Annotated in this window: 18 protein-coding genes; 6 read left to right on the top strand and 12 right to left on the bottom strand. The window is 29.7% G+C overall.

All coding sequences use genetic code 11. From position 1 onward, the window contains the following. Positions 1 to 2: 2 nt before the first annotated feature. From ftsH to pssA, 3 genes are read left to right on the top strand one after another with little or no spacing between them, the layout of a single operon-like run. Positions 3 to 1940: an ATP-dependent zinc metalloprotease FtsH gene (gene ftsH / locus FBF02_RS05465; protein ID WP_002852796.1), complete on the top strand. Its 1938-nt coding sequence runs from the start codon at positions 3 to 5 to the stop codon at positions 1938 to 1940. Continuing rightward, on the top strand, positions 1937 to 2554 hold the full coding sequence (locus tag FBF02_RS05460) for a phosphatidylserine decarboxylase (protein WP_002852690.1): 618 nt from the start codon (positions 1937 to 1939) through the stop codon (positions 2552 to 2554). Before ftsH ends, FBF02_RS05460 begins: the two co-directional genes overlap by 4 nt. Positions 2555 to 2563: 9 nt before the next feature. Continuing rightward, the gene (gene pssA / locus FBF02_RS05455; RefSeq protein WP_002853992.1) at positions 2564 to 3292 is read left to right on the top strand and encodes a CDP-diacylglycerol--serine O-phosphatidyltransferase; all 729 of its coding nucleotides are present in this window, start codon (positions 2564 to 2566) and stop codon (positions 3290 to 3292) included. On the opposite strand, the gene FBF02_RS05450 is transcribed toward pssA, so the two are convergent. Beyond that, positions 3283 to 4080, bottom strand: coding sequence for a ferritin-like domain-containing protein (locus FBF02_RS05450; protein WP_002858437.1), 798 nt, complete (start codon positions 4078 to 4080; stop codon positions 3283 to 3285). The two genes, pssA and FBF02_RS05450, sit on opposite strands and share 10 nt — an antisense overlap. Positions 4081 to 4169: 89 nt before the next feature. Here FBF02_RS05450 and FBF02_RS05445 point away from each other — a divergent pair, with 89 nt between their 5' ends. From FBF02_RS05445 to cetZ, 3 genes are all read left to right on the top strand, one after another. Beyond that, positions 4170 to 4529 carry a methionine-R-sulfoxide reductase gene (locus FBF02_RS05445; RefSeq protein ID WP_002826104.1) on the top strand — a complete coding sequence of 120 codons (360 nt, stop codon included), beginning with the start codon at positions 4170 to 4172 and terminating at the stop codon, positions 4527 to 4529. 14 nt (positions 4530 to 4543) lie between these two features. Continuing rightward, positions 4544 to 5170, top strand: coding sequence for a MarC family protein (locus FBF02_RS05440; RefSeq protein ID WP_002860212.1), 627 nt, complete (start codon positions 4544 to 4546; stop codon positions 5168 to 5170). A gap of 80 nt (positions 5171 to 5250) precedes the next feature. Continuing rightward, on the top strand, positions 5251 to 6540 hold the full coding sequence (gene cetZ, locus FBF02_RS05435) for an energy taxis response protein CetZ (RefSeq protein WP_002858314.1): 1290 nt from the start codon (positions 5251 to 5253) through the stop codon (positions 6538 to 6540). Positions 6541 to 6561: 21 nt separating this feature from the next. Here the strand turns inward: cetZ and aat are convergent, their stop codons facing one another. Genes aat through FBF02_RS05380 form a run of 11 tightly spaced genes read right to left on the bottom strand, consistent with a single transcriptional unit; the run spans position 6562 to position 16686 of the window. After that, complete coding sequence (aat, locus tag FBF02_RS05430; protein WP_002852895.1) at positions 6562 to 7209, bottom strand: leucyl/phenylalanyl-tRNA--protein transferase; 648 nt, start codon at positions 7207 to 7209, stop codon at positions 6562 to 6564. Continuing rightward, positions 7184 to 9313: an AAA family ATPase gene (locus FBF02_RS05425; RefSeq protein WP_002852743.1), complete on the bottom strand. Its 2130-nt coding sequence runs from the start codon at positions 9311 to 9313 to the stop codon at positions 7184 to 7186. The genes aat and FBF02_RS05425 overlap by 26 nt, the downstream gene beginning before the upstream one ends. Then, positions 9310 to 9600: an ATP-dependent Clp protease adaptor ClpS gene (locus FBF02_RS05420; RefSeq protein ID WP_002852892.1), complete on the bottom strand. Its 291-nt coding sequence runs from the start codon at positions 9598 to 9600 to the stop codon at positions 9310 to 9312. The genes FBF02_RS05425 and FBF02_RS05420 overlap by 4 nt, the downstream gene beginning before the upstream one ends. Continuing rightward, the gene (locus tag FBF02_RS05415) at positions 9600 to 10202 is read right to left on the bottom strand and encodes a TlpA disulfide reductase family protein (RefSeq protein WP_002852711.1); all 603 of its coding nucleotides are present in this window, start codon (positions 10200 to 10202) and stop codon (positions 9600 to 9602) included. Before FBF02_RS05415 ends, FBF02_RS05420 begins: the two co-directional genes overlap by 1 nt. A 10-nt stretch (positions 10203 to 10212) precedes the next feature. Continuing rightward, complete coding sequence (gene smpB / locus FBF02_RS05410) at positions 10213 to 10665, bottom strand: SsrA-binding protein SmpB (RefSeq protein ID WP_002857928.1); 453 nt, start codon at positions 10663 to 10665, stop codon at positions 10213 to 10215. Beyond that, a complete protein-coding gene (locus FBF02_RS05405) occupies positions 10662 to 11429 on the bottom strand; it encodes a 4-(cytidine 5'-diphospho)-2-C-methyl-D-erythritol kinase (RefSeq protein ID WP_002852673.1) in 768 nt (255 codons plus the stop codon). Before FBF02_RS05405 ends, smpB begins: the two co-directional genes overlap by 4 nt. Next, positions 11426 to 11653: a carbon storage regulator CsrA gene (csrA, locus tag FBF02_RS05400; protein ID WP_002852854.1), complete on the bottom strand. Its 228-nt coding sequence runs from the start codon at positions 11651 to 11653 to the stop codon at positions 11426 to 11428. Before csrA ends, FBF02_RS05405 begins: the two co-directional genes overlap by 4 nt. Beyond that, positions 11647 to 12465, bottom strand: coding sequence for a tRNA pseudouridine(55) synthase TruB (truB, locus tag FBF02_RS05395; protein WP_002852653.1), 819 nt, complete (start codon positions 12463 to 12465; stop codon positions 11647 to 11649). The genes csrA and truB overlap by 7 nt, the downstream gene beginning before the upstream one ends. Next, positions 12462 to 14537, bottom strand: a complete 2076-nt coding sequence (locus tag FBF02_RS05390) for a 3'-5' exonuclease (RefSeq protein ID WP_002852893.1) — start codon at positions 14535 to 14537, stop codon at positions 12462 to 12464. Before FBF02_RS05390 ends, truB begins: the two co-directional genes overlap by 4 nt. Next, on the bottom strand, positions 14534 to 14971 hold the full coding sequence (locus FBF02_RS05385; protein WP_002852822.1) for a hypothetical protein: 438 nt from the start codon (positions 14969 to 14971) through the stop codon (positions 14534 to 14536). Before FBF02_RS05385 ends, FBF02_RS05390 begins: the two co-directional genes overlap by 4 nt. Beyond that, the gene (locus tag FBF02_RS05380; RefSeq protein WP_002858266.1) at positions 14965 to 16686 is read right to left on the bottom strand and encodes a M3 family oligoendopeptidase; all 1722 of its coding nucleotides are present in this window, start codon (positions 16684 to 16686) and stop codon (positions 14965 to 14967) included. Before FBF02_RS05380 ends, FBF02_RS05385 begins: the two co-directional genes overlap by 7 nt. Positions 16687 to 16688: the final 2 nt, after the last annotated feature.

Here is a 16688-nt window from a genome sequence, read left to right as displayed (position 1 = left end):
TAATGAATAATAATACCCAAAATAATAAGGGTAATCCGCAGGGTAATAATTTTTTTAACAAAAATCCCATTTTTATTTTTGCGATTTTTGCAATTATAATGATAATTATTTTTAAGGGATTTTTTGATGGCAATGGTTCTTTTGGCGGGGCATTGAATGGCAATGAAGTAAATAAAAATGTCCCTTATTCTGAGTTAAAAAAGCTTATTGAAAGTGGACAAATCAATCAAGTTAGTATAGGACAAACAACAATCAAAGCGATTTCAAGCTCTCACAATACTGTTTATACAGCAAAAAAAGTTAATGATCCTGAGCTTGTGAGTTTACTAGATAGTAAAAATATCGCTTATGGTGCGTATTCTGAAACAAATTGGTTTACGGATATACTTTTTTCATGGGTTTTGCCAGTATTTATTTTCTTTGGTATTTGGATGTTTTTGGCAAGTCGTATGCAAAAAAATATGGGAAGTTCTATATTGGGTATAGGAAGTTCTAAGAAGCTTGTAAATTCAGAAAAACCTAAAGTAAAATTTAGCGATGTAGCTGGTGTTGAAGAAGCTAAAGAAGAAGTAAAAGAAATTGTAGATTTTTTAAAGTATCCTGAAAGATATATTAAATTGGGAGCTAAAATTCCAAAAGGGCTTTTACTTGTTGGGCCTCCAGGTACAGGAAAAACTTTGCTTGCAAAAGCAGTTGCAGGTGAAGCTGATGTGCCGTTTTTTAGTGTTTCAGGTTCGTCTTTTATAGAAATGTTTGTGGGTGTAGGTGCTTCTCGTGTGAGAGATTTATTTGAAAATGCAAAAAAAGAAGCTCCTGCTATTGTTTTTATAGATGAAATAGATGCTATTGGTAAAAGTCGTGCAGCAAGTGGCATGATGGGTGGAAACGATGAAAGAGAGCAAACTTTAAATCAGCTTTTGGCTGAAATGGATGGCTTTGGGACAGAAAGTTCCCCAGTCATTGTTTTAGCAGCAACAAATCGCCCAGAAGTTTTAGATGCAGCGCTTTTAAGACCAGGAAGGTTTGATAGACAAGTTTTAGTTGATAAACCTGATTTTAAAGGTAGGTGTGATATTTTAAAAGTGCACATGAAAGATGTCAAAATCTCCCCAAAAGTTAAAGTAGAAGATATAGCACGCTTAACCGCAGGGCTTGCAGGAGCTGATCTTGCAAATATTATTAATGAAGCAGCGCTTTTAGCGGGTAGGGATTCTAAAAAATATGTAGAACAAAATGATTTAGTTGAAGCTGTTGAAAGAGCTATAGCAGGGCTTGAGAAGAAATCACGTCGTATTAATGAAAAAGAAAAGAAAATTGTTACTTATCATGAATGCGGTCATGCTTTGATTGCTGAAACTACCAAAGGCGCAAAACGTGTAAGTAAGGTTTCTGTGATTCCGCGTGGTCTTGCGGCTTTAGGTTATACTTTAAATACTCCTGAGGAAAATAAATTTTTAATGCAAAAACATGAACTTATCGCTGAAGTAGATGTACTTTTGGGTGGTCGTGCAGCTGAAGAAGTGTTTATAGGTGAAATTTCAACGGGTGCAAGTAATGATTTAGAAAGAGCAACCGATATCATAAAAGCTATGATTTCTATGTATGGTATGAGTGAAATTGCAGGACTTATGGTACTTGAAAAACAAAGAAATACTTTCTTAAGTGGTGGACAAACTATCAAAGATTATTCTGAAAAGATGGCAGAATCTTTAGATGATTATGTAAAGAAAACCTTGGATGAACGCTATAAAGATGTTAAAGATACTTTAAATACTTATAAGGGAGCGATTGAGACTATGGTTGCAGCCCTTTATGAAGAAGAAACTATTGAAGGTAATAAAGTGCGCGAGATTATTAAAGAGTTTGAGGATCAAAATAGTCTACCAACTCGTTTACAAGAACTCGAAGAAGTTAAAACTGAAGTTAAAGTAGAAGAATGAAAGATTTTATTGCAAAATATGGATATTTAAGTCTTATTATTTTAAGCTTAATTTTTATTTTTGTGTGGATTTTTTATTCTTTTTCCATCTTGCTATTAGCATTAATTGTAATTTGTATTTTTCTTTTTAGAGCGCCCAAAAGAGAACTTGTTTGTAGTGATGAAAAAGCTATTTTTGCACCTATGGATGGTAGGGTTACTAAAATAGAAAATATTCATCATAAAGATTTGGGTGAATGTGTTGAAATTGCTATTAAAAATGCTCTTTATGATGCTGGGAATTTTAATACACCTTTTGCAATGTCTATAATAGATATTCGTTTACGACATGGGCTTTTTTTGTGCAGTGAATTAAAATCTGCAAAAATGATGAATGAAAGAGCTTTTATTTTGGCAAAAGTTAAAGAGAATAAAACGATAGCCTTGCGAATCTATGCAGGTTCTTTTGATAGAAAATTAAAGCTTGATAATATTTCTCATGATTTAAAAGCAGGAGATAGAATGGGTTTTTTAATTAATGGCTCTATAAGTTTACTTTTACCAAAAGATACTAGAATTCATATAGGCTTAAATGATGAAATTAAAGCAGGTTCATTGCTAGGCTATTTTGCGTAAGGAAAAATAATGAATAACAGACCGCAACTAATTTATATTTTACCCAATCTTTTTACAGCTGCTTCAGCTTTTTTAGGGGTTATTTCTATTATAGCTTCAATACATGGAAATTATTATACAGCTTTGATTTATATTATTTTATCTTTGATTTGCGATGGGCTTGATGGCCGCGTTGCAAGACTTACAAATTCTACTTCAAAATTTGGAGTAGAATTTGATTCTTTAGCTGATCTAGTAGCTTTTGGAGTTGCTCCAGCGGTTCTTTTTTATATGGCTATAGGTTATGATTTTGGAAAGCTTGGATCTTTGATTACAGCTTTTTTTGTGGTTTTTGGAGCTATTCGTTTGGCGAGATTTAATGTTACCACAGGCACTTATGAACCCTCCGTTTTTATAGGTCTTCCTATACCTACTGCAGCAGTTGTGAGTGCTATATGGACTTATGCATTTATCAGTTATGATTTTTTAAAGCCTTATGGTGTAGTTTTTTTGGTGCTTCAAGCAATTTTAGGGCTTTTAATGGTAAGTAATATACGCTATCCTAGCTTTAAAAAGCTTGATTTTAATCGTTCTAGTGTTTTAAAAGTTTTGATTATTTTAATTATAATATTTTCATTTTTATATCTTTACCCTCTTGAAAGTTTAGTAATTTTAGCAAGCTTGTATGTGCTTTATGGAATTATTCGAGTTTTATATACTATTATCGTTTCAAAATTTAAGACAAGAAATCAAGAGTAAAATTTTTCAATGACTTCGCATTCTTCTTGAGTGAAGCCAGCTTTGATTCTTGCTTGAATGTTAAGTTTTTTTCCTGCAAGAGAGAATTGTTTAAATGTTTTGCAAAGCTCAATAAAATCATACCTGTTTTGGTTTGCAAATTTCCACCAAGTATCTCCTTTTTTAACGTGTTTTATTTCATCATTAAGTATAATTTCAAGATATTCCATTAGAAGATTTTTAATGGAATGATTGGAACTTTGAAGTTTTTGAACAACAAAGGGGTTGGCATCAAGCCCTTTAGCTTCTAAACCTCTATGAACTACTCCCATTCTAAAGCTTAAAGAGTCTTTTGTAGCTTCTAGAGCAGATTCTAAATTATCATGCACTGGAAAATTTCCATATTTGTAACCAAGTTCTTTAAGTGCTGAATTTAAAAGTTTGAAATGTTTAATTTCCTCATCTGCTACCTCCAGCCAATCGTAATAAAATTGCAAAGGTAAATTTTTAAAGCGATAACTCGCATCTAAAGCCAGGTTAATTGCATTAAATTCTATATGAGCGACTGAATGAATTATTTTAGCAAGCGCATGAGTTGAATTGACAAATTTAGGCCTTCTTATACGCGTAGGATGAAGCAAGGTAATTTGTTGTGATGTATTTTTTTTGAAAATGCTTTGATGCTCGTGATTAAAATTAAATTTGTGGCTTTTAAAGTCTTCATAAAAATTTTGAAAAGAGTGAAATTTTATAGTTACATTTTTTTCATATAAAATATCTTGAAGTTCTTGAAAAAATTCTTTTTGCATTTAAAACTTTCTTGAAAATTATAAAAATTTATCATTTAAAATTGAAAATTTAATTATATAATATAAAAATTATTTTATAAGGGTAGATCATGAAAGAATTAAATGAAGAAGAAAAAAAAGTAATTTTAAATAAAGGAACAGAAGCTCCTTTTAGTGGGAAATATAATGATTTTTATGAAAAAGGAATCTATCAATGCAAGCAATGTGGAGCTTCGCTTTATAAATCCGAAGATAAATTTAAATCAGGTTGTGGATGGCCTAGCTTTGATGATGAAATAAAAGGGGCTGTTAAAAGAATTCCTGATAAAGATGGGATTAGAACCGAGATTGTATGTGCAAATTGCAATGGACATTTAGGTCATGTTTTTGAAGGAGAAGGATTTTCTGCTAAAAATGTAAGACATTGTGTAAATTCTATTTCTTTGGAATTTGTAAAAACTAAGGATTGATAGTGTTTTCTAGTATGGGTTCTGAGCTTTATTTGATGTTTTTTGCTGCAATTACTTTACTTGCTATATTAAATCCTTTTGGTAATTTAACTCAATTTTTGGCTATGAGTGATGGATTGCCTTTAATGCTTCGAAAAAAACTTTTTAGAACTATTCTCTATACAGCTTTTACTATAGTTTTGGTGTTTTTATTATCAGGACCTTTATTTATGAACTATATTTTTAGAGTTTCATTGGATGATTTAAGGGTTTCTGGTGGTTTGGTTCTTATTATAATGGCTATTAAAAATTTACTTTTTTCAACAAAAATTGCAACTAAGGATTTTAGTTCTTATCAAGATATGGATGATAAGGAAATTTTAAGACAGAGTTTAATACCTATGGCATTTCCTATGCTTGTTGGGCCTGGAACTTTAGCTAGCGTTATTGTTATAGCCGAAGATGGTGGGCTTGATGTTGCTCTTGGTGGAGTAATGATAGCTTTTATTTTTATGTTTATACTTTTTCATTTTGCAGCTACTATAGAAAAAATAGTTGGAAAATTGATTTTACATGTTTTTTCTCGTATAGCACAAGTATTTATTGTTGCTATGGGGTTTAAGATGATTATTGTAGGTTTAAAGGATATATTTAACTTATAAATTAATATAATTTTAAGTAAATAATACTATATAAATATGATATAATTTTAAAATAATTTATTATTAAAAAGGTGAGTTTTATGTTTGGTGCTAAGAAAAATAATACTAAAATAATTGAACAACTTGAAAAAAAATGTAATGGTTTAGGAGATATTTTAAGATCTATTGGGAATACCATGGCGGTAATTGAATTTACTACCGATGGCGTTATTTTAGAGGCAAATCAAAATTTTTTAACAACTATGAAATACTCCCTTTCAGAGATCAAGGGTAAGCATCATAGTATGTTTTGTTTGCCTGAAGTTGTTAATTCTTCAGCATATAGTGATTTTTGGAAAGATTTAAGAGATGGAAAAGCTAGAAGTGGTCTTTTTAGACGTATAGCTAAGGGAGGGATAGATGTTTATTTAGAAGCAAATTATCTTCCAATTAGTGATAATAATGGTCATGTTTATAAAATTATTAAATTTGCCAATGATATAACTCAAAGACATTATGAAATGCTTGATCTTAGAAATACTATTGCTGCTGCTAATCGTTCTATGGCTATTATTGAATTTAAACCTGATGGGACTATTATTACGGCTAATGAAAATTTTTTAAGAACTATGGATTTTAATATTGATGAGATTAAAGGAAAGCATCATAGCATGTTCTGTGATTCTAATTATAGACACTCTAAGGACTATGTTCAATTTTGGGAAGATTTAAGAGAGGGCAAATTTCAATCAGGTAAATATATAAGATACGGAAGAAATAATAAAAAAGTATACCTTGAAGCAAGTTATAATCCGGTTAAAAATGATGATGGAAAAATTTACAAGGTTATTAAATTTGCTACAGATATAAGCGAACAAGTTAAAAAAGATCAAGAAAAACTTTGCCTCATAAGCGAACTTGCAGAAAAAAATGATAATCTTACTCAAGATGGAGATCGTGTAATTGAAAACACTGTTTCAAATGTTCAGAATATTGCTGATATGATGTCTCAAAGTTCAAATCTTGTTTCCTCATTAAATCAACAATCAGATGAAATTAAATCTATTATTCAAACTATTAGTGATATTGCTGATCAGACTAATCTGCTTGCTTTAAATGCTGCTATTGAGGCAGCACGTGCTGGTGAACATGGTAGAGGTTTTGCTGTTGTTGCTGATGAAGTAAGAAATTTAGCTGAAAGAACAGGGCATTCGGTTAATGAAATTACCACTACGATTAATTCTATTCGCAATGTTACATCACAAGTGGTTGAGAGTATTAAAAGCGGTTTAGAGGATGTTAATCAGAGTGTTGAACTTGCAAAAGAAGCAAGAGAGTGTATGGAGAAAATTCGTGAAAGCTCTGCTGAAGTTGCTAAAGCGATGTCATAAGCGTGATTTTCACGCTTATTTTTAAGTAATTAAATCTTTAAAATTTTTAAAACCACTTTCTTGATTGCATTTTTCTTTTAAAATATTTAAAAATTCTTTCCTAGAAATATTATGAGCACCCATAAATTCTAAATGTTGGTTATAAACTTGACAATCTATGATAAAATCATAAGGTTTTAATAAATCACAAAGTTTAATCATGGCAACTTTAGATGCATTTTTTTTAATGCTTACCATGCTTTCACCAAAGAAAACCTTGCCTAAAATTAAACCATAAATTCCACCTATAAGTTCATTATTTTCATAAAGTTCAAGGCTATGCGCATAGCCTTGGGTAAATAACTTATAATAAGTGGTAATAAATTCATCATCTATCCAGCTTTGAGAGCGTGTATCGCGACATAATGTAATTAATTTTAAAAAATCATAATCAAGTTTAATTTGATAGAGATTAATAAATTTTTTCATATTTTTTTGGATGTGAATTTGATTTGGAATTAAAATGCATCTAGGATCTGGACACCACCAAGTTACAGGTTTACTTGTCCATGGGAATAGACCAAAAGTATAAGCTTTTACAATAAAATCAGCTTCTAAATTTTGACTTAAAAATACAGGAGCATTTTTAGGCGCATTGAGTAATTTAGAATATAAATTCGAGCTTTTCATTTTTACCAAGTTTGATTTTAGCTATACCACCTTTTTTAAGCTTTCCAAATAAAATTTCATCACTGATTTTTTCTCCTATTTCCTCAGAAATTATGCGTTTTAAAAGCCTTACTCCAAATTCTTTATTATAGGCTTTTTTAGCTAAATAAATTTTAGCTTTATCATCCACTGATAATTTTATATTATTTAAATTTTTAGAAATTTCGTCAAGTTCTTTTTCGATAATTTTAACAAGTATAGCATCGTTTAAATCATTAAAATGTAAAATTTTATCAATGCGATTAATAAATTCTGGAGCAAAAAAGTCTTTGATAGCACGATTACTTTTTTCTTCATTTTTACTTAAAAAACCAAGCTCATTGCTTTCTTTAAGTCCTAGATTAGATGTCATAATAATGATTGTATTTTTAAAATCTACTTTAAGACCACTATTGTCGGTGAGTTCAGCATTGTCAAAAATCTGTAAAAAGGTATTGCTTAAATCAGGATGAGCCTTTTCTATTTCGTCAAAAAGAACAAGACTGAAAGGATTTTTGCGAATAGCATTGCTTAAAAGTCCACCCTCTTCAAAACCTATATATCCAGCTGGAGATCCTATTAGTTTACTTATAGCATGTTTTTCTGCATATTCACTCATATCAAAGCGTTCTAAATTTAAACCTAAAAATTCAGCTAAAGCTTTGCAAAGTTCTGTTTTTCCAACTCCACTTGATCCAGTAAACAAAAACACTCCGCGTGGTGTATTGGAATTTTTAAATCCTGCGAAACTTTGCTTAAGTGATGAAACAAGGCTATCTATAACTTCATCTTGGCCAAAAATTTTTGCTTTTAAATTTGTTTTTAAGTTCATTAAAGCTTTATTTTGATCGAATTCAAACATTTTGTGATGGTGGGTCATTTTTGCTAAAACATTTTCTAAATCTTTTAAATTGGCATTTTTTTTAGCTCTTGGATTTAAAGCAAAAGAAGCGCCAAGTTCATCGATCAGATCTATAGCGCTATCAGGTAAAAATTTATCATTAAAAAATTTTTTACCCCAAATTACAGCATATTGAAGAATTTCATCGTTTAATTTGATATGATGAAATTCTTCATATTTGTTTTTTAATCCTTTAAGAATTTGCAAGCTTTCTTCTTGGCTTGGTTCATCTACATTTATTTTAGCAAAACGGCGACTTAGGGGTTTATTTTTATCAAAAGTATTTTTATATTCCATAAAAGTTGTTGCACCTATGCATTTTAAAGTTCCATTGCTTAGAGCTGGTTTTAAAAGATTGGAAAAATCAGTATGAGATTCTCCTGTGCTTCCAGCTCCTACTATAGTGTGAATTTCATCAATAAATAAAATAGCATTGGGTATTTTCTCAAGTTCACTTAAAATTTCTTTAATTCTTTTCTCAAAATCTCCACGGTATTTTGTTCCCGCAAGTATACTAGCCATATCAAGACTAAAAATTTTTGCATTTTGTAAGTTTTTAGGCACCTTTTTTTCCGCAATAGCCAATGCTAATCCCTCTACAATGGCTGTTTTTCCAACTCCTGCTTCTCCTACTAAAATAGGATTATTTTTCTTGCGACGTGAAAGAATTTGCATCATTCTTTCAAGTTCAAATTTTCTTCCTATTAAAGGATCAATTTTGCCATTTTGAGCTAAAAGTGTTAAATCACTTGTGTGGTTGTTTAAATTTTGTATATTTTCATGATTTTGAAGTTCTTGAATTTTGTTAAGATTTATGTTGTGTTTTTTTAAGAGATAGCTAGAATAACTTCTTGAATCCTGTATGAGCTTTTCTAAAAAATCTATAATTTTAATTTCATTATTTTTATTTTTAGATGAAAGTAAGATTTCATCTAAAACAACAGATATTGTAGGTTCTATTTCTTGTTTAATAACTTGATTGTTTTGAGAAATGTAATTTTTTAATTCAGTTTCTAGAAGTTCAAGATCTCCATCTGAAAATTCTTCAAATATATCCTTAAAATCAGTGCTTAGTTTTAGTAATGCAAACAGTACATGCTCACAGGTAACAAATTCATGGTGATTTATTAAGCTTAGATTTTTGGCATTATCAAGATATTTTTGTAAATTTTCTTGGTATTTCATTCTTCTTCCACCTTTGCTTGTAGTGGAAAATTAGCAAGTTTAGCCGCATCCATAACTTTTTTTTGTTTTGAAAGAGCTATTTCCTGGGTGTAAATGCCACAAATTCCAGAACCATTGTGATGAATTTCTAACATTGTTTGACTTGCTTTCTCAAGGTTTTGATGAAAAATATTCATCAAAATTTCTATGACAAAATCCATGGTTGTTACATCATCATTTAAGAGTATAACTTTATACATTTTTGGTTCACTAAGTTTTGTTTGCTCTAGAGTTTGGGTTTTTGGCATTATTTTCCTTTGTAGATTTTATTTAAATCTTCTTGCATGAGTTCTGTTGGAATTTTACCAAGATAAAAATTTGTTGGAGTATTATTATTCCAGTAATCGCTTATTTTTTGATAAATTCCATTTTTTAAAACAACTTTAAAAGGAAGTTGCTCCATATTTTGATAGTCTATATCTTTTAAAATTTGAGCAATAATACGATCATTAGAGCTGCCATTGCTTAGAAAATAGTAAGCACCATAATCACCCGCGAATTTTTTAACTGTTTCATCGCTAACATCTTCAAAATGTGTAAGTCCTATAATGATAAATTTGCTAGAATTATTTTTCCAAAGTTTGCTAAGATCTAAAGCTTCTTCTTTACATGGGGTGCAAAAAGTGCCAAAAAAATCAAACATTAGAACTTTTCCTTCCTCTCCTTCCACCACAAAACCTTTATCTGTTCTTATTAAAGTTTTGCTTCCACCATTTACACTATTTAAGACTATTTTATCTCCTTTGTGATACTCTTCAAACATAAAATCATTTTGAATTTCTTCTTCCTTGGAGCAAGCATTAAGAAAAAATGCTAAACTTATTAAAAATAGGGCTGAAATTTTTTTCATTTATTTTCCTTTATTTGTAATTTTTCATAGCAGCTCTAGCTTCTAAATCGGCTTGCTTTTTCTTTAAAGTTTCACGCTTGTCGTGCAAATTTTTCCCTTTAGCTAAAGCAAGGGTAGCTTTTACTTTATTTTTTGTGTTAAAATAAAGATCTAATGCAACGATAGTATATCCTTCTATACTTACTTTACCTAATAATTTATCAATTTGCTTTCTATGCATTAAAAGCTTTCTAGCACCTCTTTCTTTGTGTTTATAGAAAGAATGTGTAGTATGAAGCAATGAAATATGAGAATTAAGTAAAAAAATCTCATTTTTTATAATGCGAACAAAAGAGTCTTTAAGATTTGCTCTTCCTGCTCTTAAGGCTACAACTTCACTTCCTTTAAGGACAATTCCGGCTTCAAAGCGTTCTATGATGCTATAATCAAATAAAGCTTTTTTATTTCTCGCAATAATTTTCATCGATCAACCTTAAAAACACTACTACCGCTACCGCTTAGAAAAAAATCTTCTTGCAAGTAAGACTTCATTTTAGGATATAAAGTTGCACAAGGAGTAAATAAATCATTTAATTCTTTGTTTTTAAAGTTTTGTAACAACTCTTTTGTGCTGAGTTTTTTGTAGATTTGCGCTTGATTATTGTTTTTTTGAAAGTCAAATATTCCTCTATCAAATTCATCATAAACAGCTTTAGTTTGGCAAGATATTTGTGGAAAAGTCCATTTTAAATTAGGTATGTCATCTTCAAATTCTTCTATAATTTCGCCACAGCTACTTACATTAGCAGAGTGAAAGCCACTTAAAAAAAAGGCAATATCACTTCCTAGTTGTATGCTTAAATTTATAAGTTCTTGTAGGTTTAATTTTAAATTTAGGGTTTCATTTATTAGTAGTAAAAAACTCGCACAATCGCTACTTCCACCACCAAGCCCAGCACATACTGGGATATTTTTTGTGAGTTTTAGACTTTTTTTGCTAAATAATTCTTTTAATTCGTTATTATATCTTCTAGAAAGTAGCAAATAAGCCTTTTGAATAATATTATTTTCGCATTTAAAATTACTAATGATTTCAAATTCTTTTTTAGAATCTGATTCTTTATCAATAAGCTCAAGCTCATCAAAAACATCTTTTAAAAGTATAAATCGTGATTCTAAAAGATGATATTTTCTTGAGTCAAAACCGGTAAGTTTTAAAAAAATATTTGCTTTAGCGTAAGCTTTCATTTGATTAGTTTTTTGCTTAAGTCATCAAGTTTAATATCATTCTGAACAACAGAATGCAAATTTTCATCCTTTACTTGTTGAACAAGTTCTTTTCTAAGTATCATAAGGGATTTTGGAGCTTCTATACCTATTTTGGCATATCCTTTCCCTGTTTGAACGACTTTGATTTCTATACCTTCTCCGATAATTATACTTTCATTTTCTTTTCTTGATAATATTAACATTTTTCAACCTTATTTAGAAGATATTTTACTGTATTTTCTTTAATATTAATTATGCTAAAATATTTTTCTGTTTCAATATAATAATCTCCTTCATCATGAAATTCTAATTCTTCGACAAAAATTTTAGCACCATTTTCGAGTTTATTTAAATCCTTGATAAAATTTGGCTTTAGGTTAATGTATTTTAACACATTTAAGCTTTTCTCATTATTATAAACAAATTTGCCTTCTTTAATGCGCTCTAAAGAGCTTAAAGTCGCATTAATACCTAGTTTTCTAGCAAAAAGTTCACAATAAGATCTTATGTAAGCACCTTCACTGACTGTGATTTCAATATTTAAAAAAGGATGATTATAGCTTAAGATCTTACAATCAAATACTTCCATTTGACAAGGTTTTAAATTTGCTTCTATACCTTTTTTTGCAAGTTCATAGGCGCGAGTTCCATTGATTCTTTTGGCGCTAAATTGAGGTGGTGTATAGGAGATAATTCCTTGCATTTGATCAATGATTTGTTTTAAATTTGCAAGATCAAATTCTTTTATATTTTGAATTTCTTTTATATTTTGATCATCAAGACTTAAGGAGTAAACTCCAAGCCATAAAGTAGCTTTATAGGTTTTTGGGGTTTTTTTTAAAAAACGGAAAAGTTTTGTGTATTGTCCAAATGCAACGATTAAAACCCCTTTGGCGAAAGGATCAAGAGTGCCAGAATATCCTGCTTTTTTATTTTTATATTTTTTCTTTAAAGTACTTAAAAAGGCATTAGAACTCAAACCCTTTGGTTTAAAGGCTGCAAAGATCTTGTTCATACTGCTTTTTCCACAAAGCTTGCCATGATTACACGCATTATACCACCAAAATTAATATTAAGCTTTTCCTCTTTTCCGCTTTTATTAACTTCAACAACCCTGCCAATGCCAAAAATTTTATGTTTAACTAGATCTCCTTTGCAAAAACTAGTTTTTTGTATATTTTGATTTTTTGATTTTTCATTGATTAATTTACTTTCTTCTAAGAAGCGACTAGGATTGATATTTGCTCTTGAACCATGATAAAAACGAGAATTTGCAACACTTATTGTGAGAAATTTCTTGGCGCGAGTGATGCCAACATAAGCAAGACGGCGTTCTTCTTCGAGATTTTCTTCGCTATTTAAAGGAAAAAATCCTTCATCAAAGCCTATTATAAAAACATAATCAAATTCCAAACCTTTGCTAGCATGAATACTCATCAAGCAAACACATTCTTCATCTAAATTATCTTGATCGCTTAATAAAGAAATTTCACTAAGTAGATCTTCTAAAGAAGCTTTGGGATCTTCTTTGAGTTTTTCTCTTAGATTAGCATAAAACTCATCAAGATTTCTGATTCTTTCATCTCCATCATCTTGCTCTGAAAAATAATCTTTGATTTTAAATAATTCTTCTATATTGTCAAAAACCTTTTTTGCATTATCGTAGCTTTTTAGAGTGTGAATATTTTGTATAAAAATATTTGCTTCATTTTGTGCTTTTTTTGTTGTTAAAATTCCTACACCACCATCGCTTTCGCATAGGGCATCAAAAAGTGAAATTTGACGTTTTTTTGCATATTCTTCTAAATTTTTTAGGGCTTTTTCTCCTATGGATCTTTTGGGGCGATTAATAATACGTTTAAACGACAAATCATCGCTTGGATTTAAGATAAGTCTAAGATACGAGATTAAATCTTTTATTTCTAATCTCTCATAAAAACGCATACCACTAAGTAGTTTATAAGAAATTTGTTTCTTCATAAATGCTTCTTCTATTGCTCTTGATAGTGCATTAACTCGAAATAAAATGGCGATCTCTTTAGCTTCTACTCCAGAATTTAGCAATTTTTTCACTTCTTGAGCGATATATAAACCTTCATCTTTTTCGTTTTCGTTTTTTAATATTTTAATATTTTCCCCAGTATCTTTAGTGCAGATTAAAGTTTTTCCAAGTCGTTGCTCATTGTGAGATATGAGATTATTTGCTGCTTGTAAAATAGTCCCTACTGAACGATAGTTTTGTTCAAGTTTTACAAGTTTAACATTTTTAAAATCATTTTGAAAATTTAAAATATTTTCAATTTTTGCTCCACGCCAACTATAAATACTTTGATCATCATCACCAACAACTGTGATATTTTCATGCATACAACATAGATTTTTTAGAATTTTATATTGCAAGGTATTAGTATCTTGATACTCATCAACTGTAATGTAATTATAAAGTAAGCTTTGTTCTTTGGCAAAATTTATATCATTTTCTAAAATGAGATTGCTTAGCAATAAAAGATCATCAAAATCTACAAAATTTTGTTTTAATAAGTATTCTTCATAAGCACGGTAATAGTTGGCAAATTTGTATTCATTTTGATATTTTTCAAAATTATGTTCTTTTAGTAAATTTAAATCTTCAAAGACATTGCTTACTCTTTTGCCTTCATTTTTGCAATAAGATATGTATTGGATAATATCATAGACATTATCTTTGTTTTTATCATGGATTAAGTCTTTAATTATTTTTTTTGTATCATCTGTATCGATAACAATAAAACTATTTTTACGCTCCAATCTTTCAAAATGGAGTTTTAAAAATAAAAGTCCAAATTTATGAAAGGTGCAAAGCAAAGGATTGTGATTGCCTTGTAGAAAATTTAATGCTCTATGACGCATAACACTAGCTGCTTTATTTGTAAAAGTAAGAGTAAGAGTGTTATGTGAGGGGATGCCTACTTCACCGATAAGATAAGCAAGACGAGTGGTGATAGTTTTGGTTTTTCCACTACCTGCGCCTGCTAGGATAAGCATGGCTCCATCAATGTGGCTTACCGCTTGTTTTTGACTATCATTTAAATCTTCAAATAGATTCATTTTTTGAAAATATCTTTATTTTTTGGATTATTTAAAAATATATTTTTAGATTTTTGTAAATTTTTGCTATCTTCACGTTTATAAAGACTAAAATTAACGAATAAAATGCTATTTTCTACTTGAATTTGCGTGATAGCTCCTAAATCAACCTTTACAAAACTATCAAAATCATCATTTCCAAAACCTGCGTGAAATTGAATGAAATCTTTATTTAGTTGTATGGATTCAAAGGTGTATCCTCCAAGAGCAAAAAGAGCATAAGGATTTTGTTTAATATCAAGCTCTTTGGGAAGTTCAGGGTTAAAATCTATGAAATTTGTATTTGCAACTATGGAAAATTCTATATTTTCTTCTATAAGGTGTGAAATAACTTCATAACAATGCTTTTGCATGGTATGGATAAAATTTTCATTTTTTAAGATTGTTTCTAGCATGATTGTAACTCCATGAATTCATTGATGAGTTTTTGAATTTCTTTTATGCCTATTTCCCAAAAATTTTCATCTTCTATATCAAATCCAAACATTCCTACTAGTTCTTTTGGACTCACGCTTCCACCTAAAGAAAGCATTTTGATATAAAGTTCTTTAAAATTTTCACATTTTTTACTTTTGTAAAGTCCATAAAGAGCTAAAACTAAAAGTTGTGCATAAGCATAAGCATAGCAGTAAAAAGGAGAATGGATAAAATGAGGAATATAACTCCACCAAGAAGCATAATTTTTTGTAAGTTTTACGCTGTCTTGAAACATCTTTTGAGATTCTTCCATCCAAATTTTATTGATTTCTTCAGTGCTAAGTTCATTTTCTTGAGCATGTAAGCGTCTTTCAAAACAAGTAAAATTAATTTGTCTATAAAAAGTTGCAAAAATATCTTCGATTTTATTTGCATATAAAGATAAGAGTTCTTCTTTTTTTAACTTATCTTTAATAAAATCAAATACGAGCATTTCAGCAAAAACTGAAGCTGTTTCTGCGGTGGTTAAAGGTGTATTTTGATTTAAATAGCTTACATTATAAGAAAGTTTTTGATGGATAGTGTGTCCTAATTCATGTGCAAGTGTAAAAAGATCGCGTCTTTTATTGGTGTAGTTTAATAAAACAAAAGGATGTGCATCAGAAGTTGCAGAATGCGAAAAAGCACCCCCTTGTTTATTTTCTTGCGGATAAACATCAATCCAACCTTGATCAAAAGCATTTTTTGCTATATCATAAAATTGAGGAGAAAAAGCTTGAAATGCCTCTAAAACAATATTTTTACTTGTTTTAAAATCAAAACTTGCTTCTTTTCCTATGGGTGCATATCTGTCATAGTCTTTAAGCTCATCATAGCCTAAAATTTGTTTTTTTCTTTTGTAAAATTGCGATACTAAGTTAAAATGTTTTTGCGCACTTGCTATCAAAGAATCAACGCTTTTTTGTGAAATTTGATTGCTGATATGTCTTGAAATTTCAGCATTTTCATAACCTCTTAATAAGCTTATATTTTTTCTTTCTGTTTTTATCATATTGATAATAAAACTTAAAAGTCTGCTATTTTTTTGTAAGACTTTACTGAATTTTTTAGCAGCTTTTTTGCGTATCTTTCTATTTTCATCATACATTTTGCTTAGAATTTCTTCTTCGCTAAGTTTTTTACCTTCAAAAGGGATTTTTAAAGCACTCATACTTTCATCAAAAAGTCTACTAAAAGCATTTGCACCTGTATTGGAAAGATAAAGCATAATGCGTTCTTCGTTTTTGCTAAGATTATAGCGTTTGTTTTGCAATAAATTAGAAAGATAAAAATCATAATCTTTGCAAAAAGTTGTAAATTCTCGACTTTTCTCAGGAGCTAACTCGCAAAATTCAAGCTCGAAAAAGAGTAAATTTTCTTCTATTTTTTTGCATTCTTCTTCGTATTGTGCATAAAAAGAACCATTTTGAGTGTTTTTAGCAAAAAGCAAATAAGCATAAGTCATGATTTTGCCAAGGGCTTGATTTAAATTTTCATAATCTTTTAAAGCTTGTAAAAACTCATTAGCATTTAATGTATAAAGTTTATTTTCATAGTTTTTTTTAAAATTTAAACTTTGTTGGATTTGGTCTTGTGTAAAATTTTGCAATGCTTCTTTATCGTGAAATAAAGCACTTAAATCCCATTCTAACATTT

The sequence above is a fragment of the Campylobacter sp. CFSAN093226 genome, assembly GCF_012897595.1.
GTDB classification, from domain to species: Bacteria; Campylobacterota; Campylobacteria; order Campylobacterales; family Campylobacteraceae; genus Campylobacter_D; species Campylobacter_D jejuni.
Note: the sequence above shows the minus strand (reverse complement) of the source record. Positions and strands in the feature narration are given on the sequence as shown.

Excerpts from the sequence above, each read along its gene's own strand:
- ftsH (WP_002852796.1), top strand. The coding sequence starts at position 3 with ATGAATAATAATACCCAAAATAATAAGGGTAATCCGCAGGGTAATAAT.
- FBF02_RS05460 (WP_002852690.1), top strand. The coding sequence starts at position 1,937 with ATGAAAGATTTTATTGCAAAATATGGATATTTAAGTCTTATTATTTTA.
- pssA (WP_002853992.1), top strand. The coding sequence starts at position 2,564 with ATGAATAACAGACCGCAACTAATTTATATTTTACCCAATCTTTTTACA.
- FBF02_RS05450 (WP_002858437.1), bottom strand. The coding sequence starts at position 4,080 with ATGCAAAAAGAATTTTTTCAAGAACTTCAAGATATTTTATATGAAAAA.
- FBF02_RS05445 (WP_002826104.1), top strand. The coding sequence starts at position 4,170 with ATGAAAGAATTAAATGAAGAAGAAAAAAAAGTAATTTTAAATAAAGGA.
- FBF02_RS05440 (WP_002860212.1), top strand. The coding sequence starts at position 4,544 with ATGGGTTCTGAGCTTTATTTGATGTTTTTTGCTGCAATTACTTTACTT.
- cetZ (WP_002858314.1), top strand. The coding sequence starts at position 5,251 with ATGTTTGGTGCTAAGAAAAATAATACTAAAATAATTGAACAACTTGAA.
- aat (WP_002852895.1), bottom strand. The coding sequence starts at position 7,209 with ATGAAAAGCTCGAATTTATATTCTAAATTACTCAATGCGCCTAAAAAT.
- FBF02_RS05425 (WP_002852743.1), bottom strand. The coding sequence starts at position 9,313 with ATGAAATACCAAGAAAATTTACAAAAATATCTTGATAATGCCAAAAAT.
- FBF02_RS05420 (WP_002852892.1), bottom strand. The coding sequence starts at position 9,600 with ATGCCAAAAACCCAAACTCTAGAGCAAACAAAACTTAGTGAACCAAAA.
- FBF02_RS05415 (WP_002852711.1), bottom strand. The coding sequence starts at position 10,202 with ATGAAAAAAATTTCAGCCCTATTTTTAATAAGTTTAGCATTTTTTCTT.
- smpB (WP_002857928.1), bottom strand. The coding sequence starts at position 10,665 with ATGAAAATTATTGCGAGAAATAAAAAAGCTTTATTTGATTATAGCATC.
- FBF02_RS05405 (WP_002852673.1), bottom strand. The coding sequence starts at position 11,429 with ATGAAAGCTTACGCTAAAGCAAATATTTTTTTAAAACTTACCGGTTTT.
- csrA (WP_002852854.1), bottom strand. The coding sequence starts at position 11,653 with ATGTTAATATTATCAAGAAAAGAAAATGAAAGTATAATTATCGGAGAA.
- truB (WP_002852653.1), bottom strand. The coding sequence starts at position 12,465 with ATGAACAAGATCTTTGCAGCCTTTAAACCAAAGGGTTTGAGTTCTAAT.
- FBF02_RS05390 (WP_002852893.1), bottom strand. The coding sequence starts at position 14,537 with ATGAATCTATTTGAAGATTTAAATGATAGTCAAAAACAAGCGGTAAGC.
- FBF02_RS05385 (WP_002852822.1), bottom strand. The coding sequence starts at position 14,971 with ATGCTAGAAACAATCTTAAAAAATGAAAATTTTATCCATACCATGCAA.
- FBF02_RS05380 (WP_002858266.1), bottom strand. The coding sequence starts at position 16,686 with ATGTTAGAATGGGATTTAAGTGCTTTATTTCACGATAAAGAAGCATTG.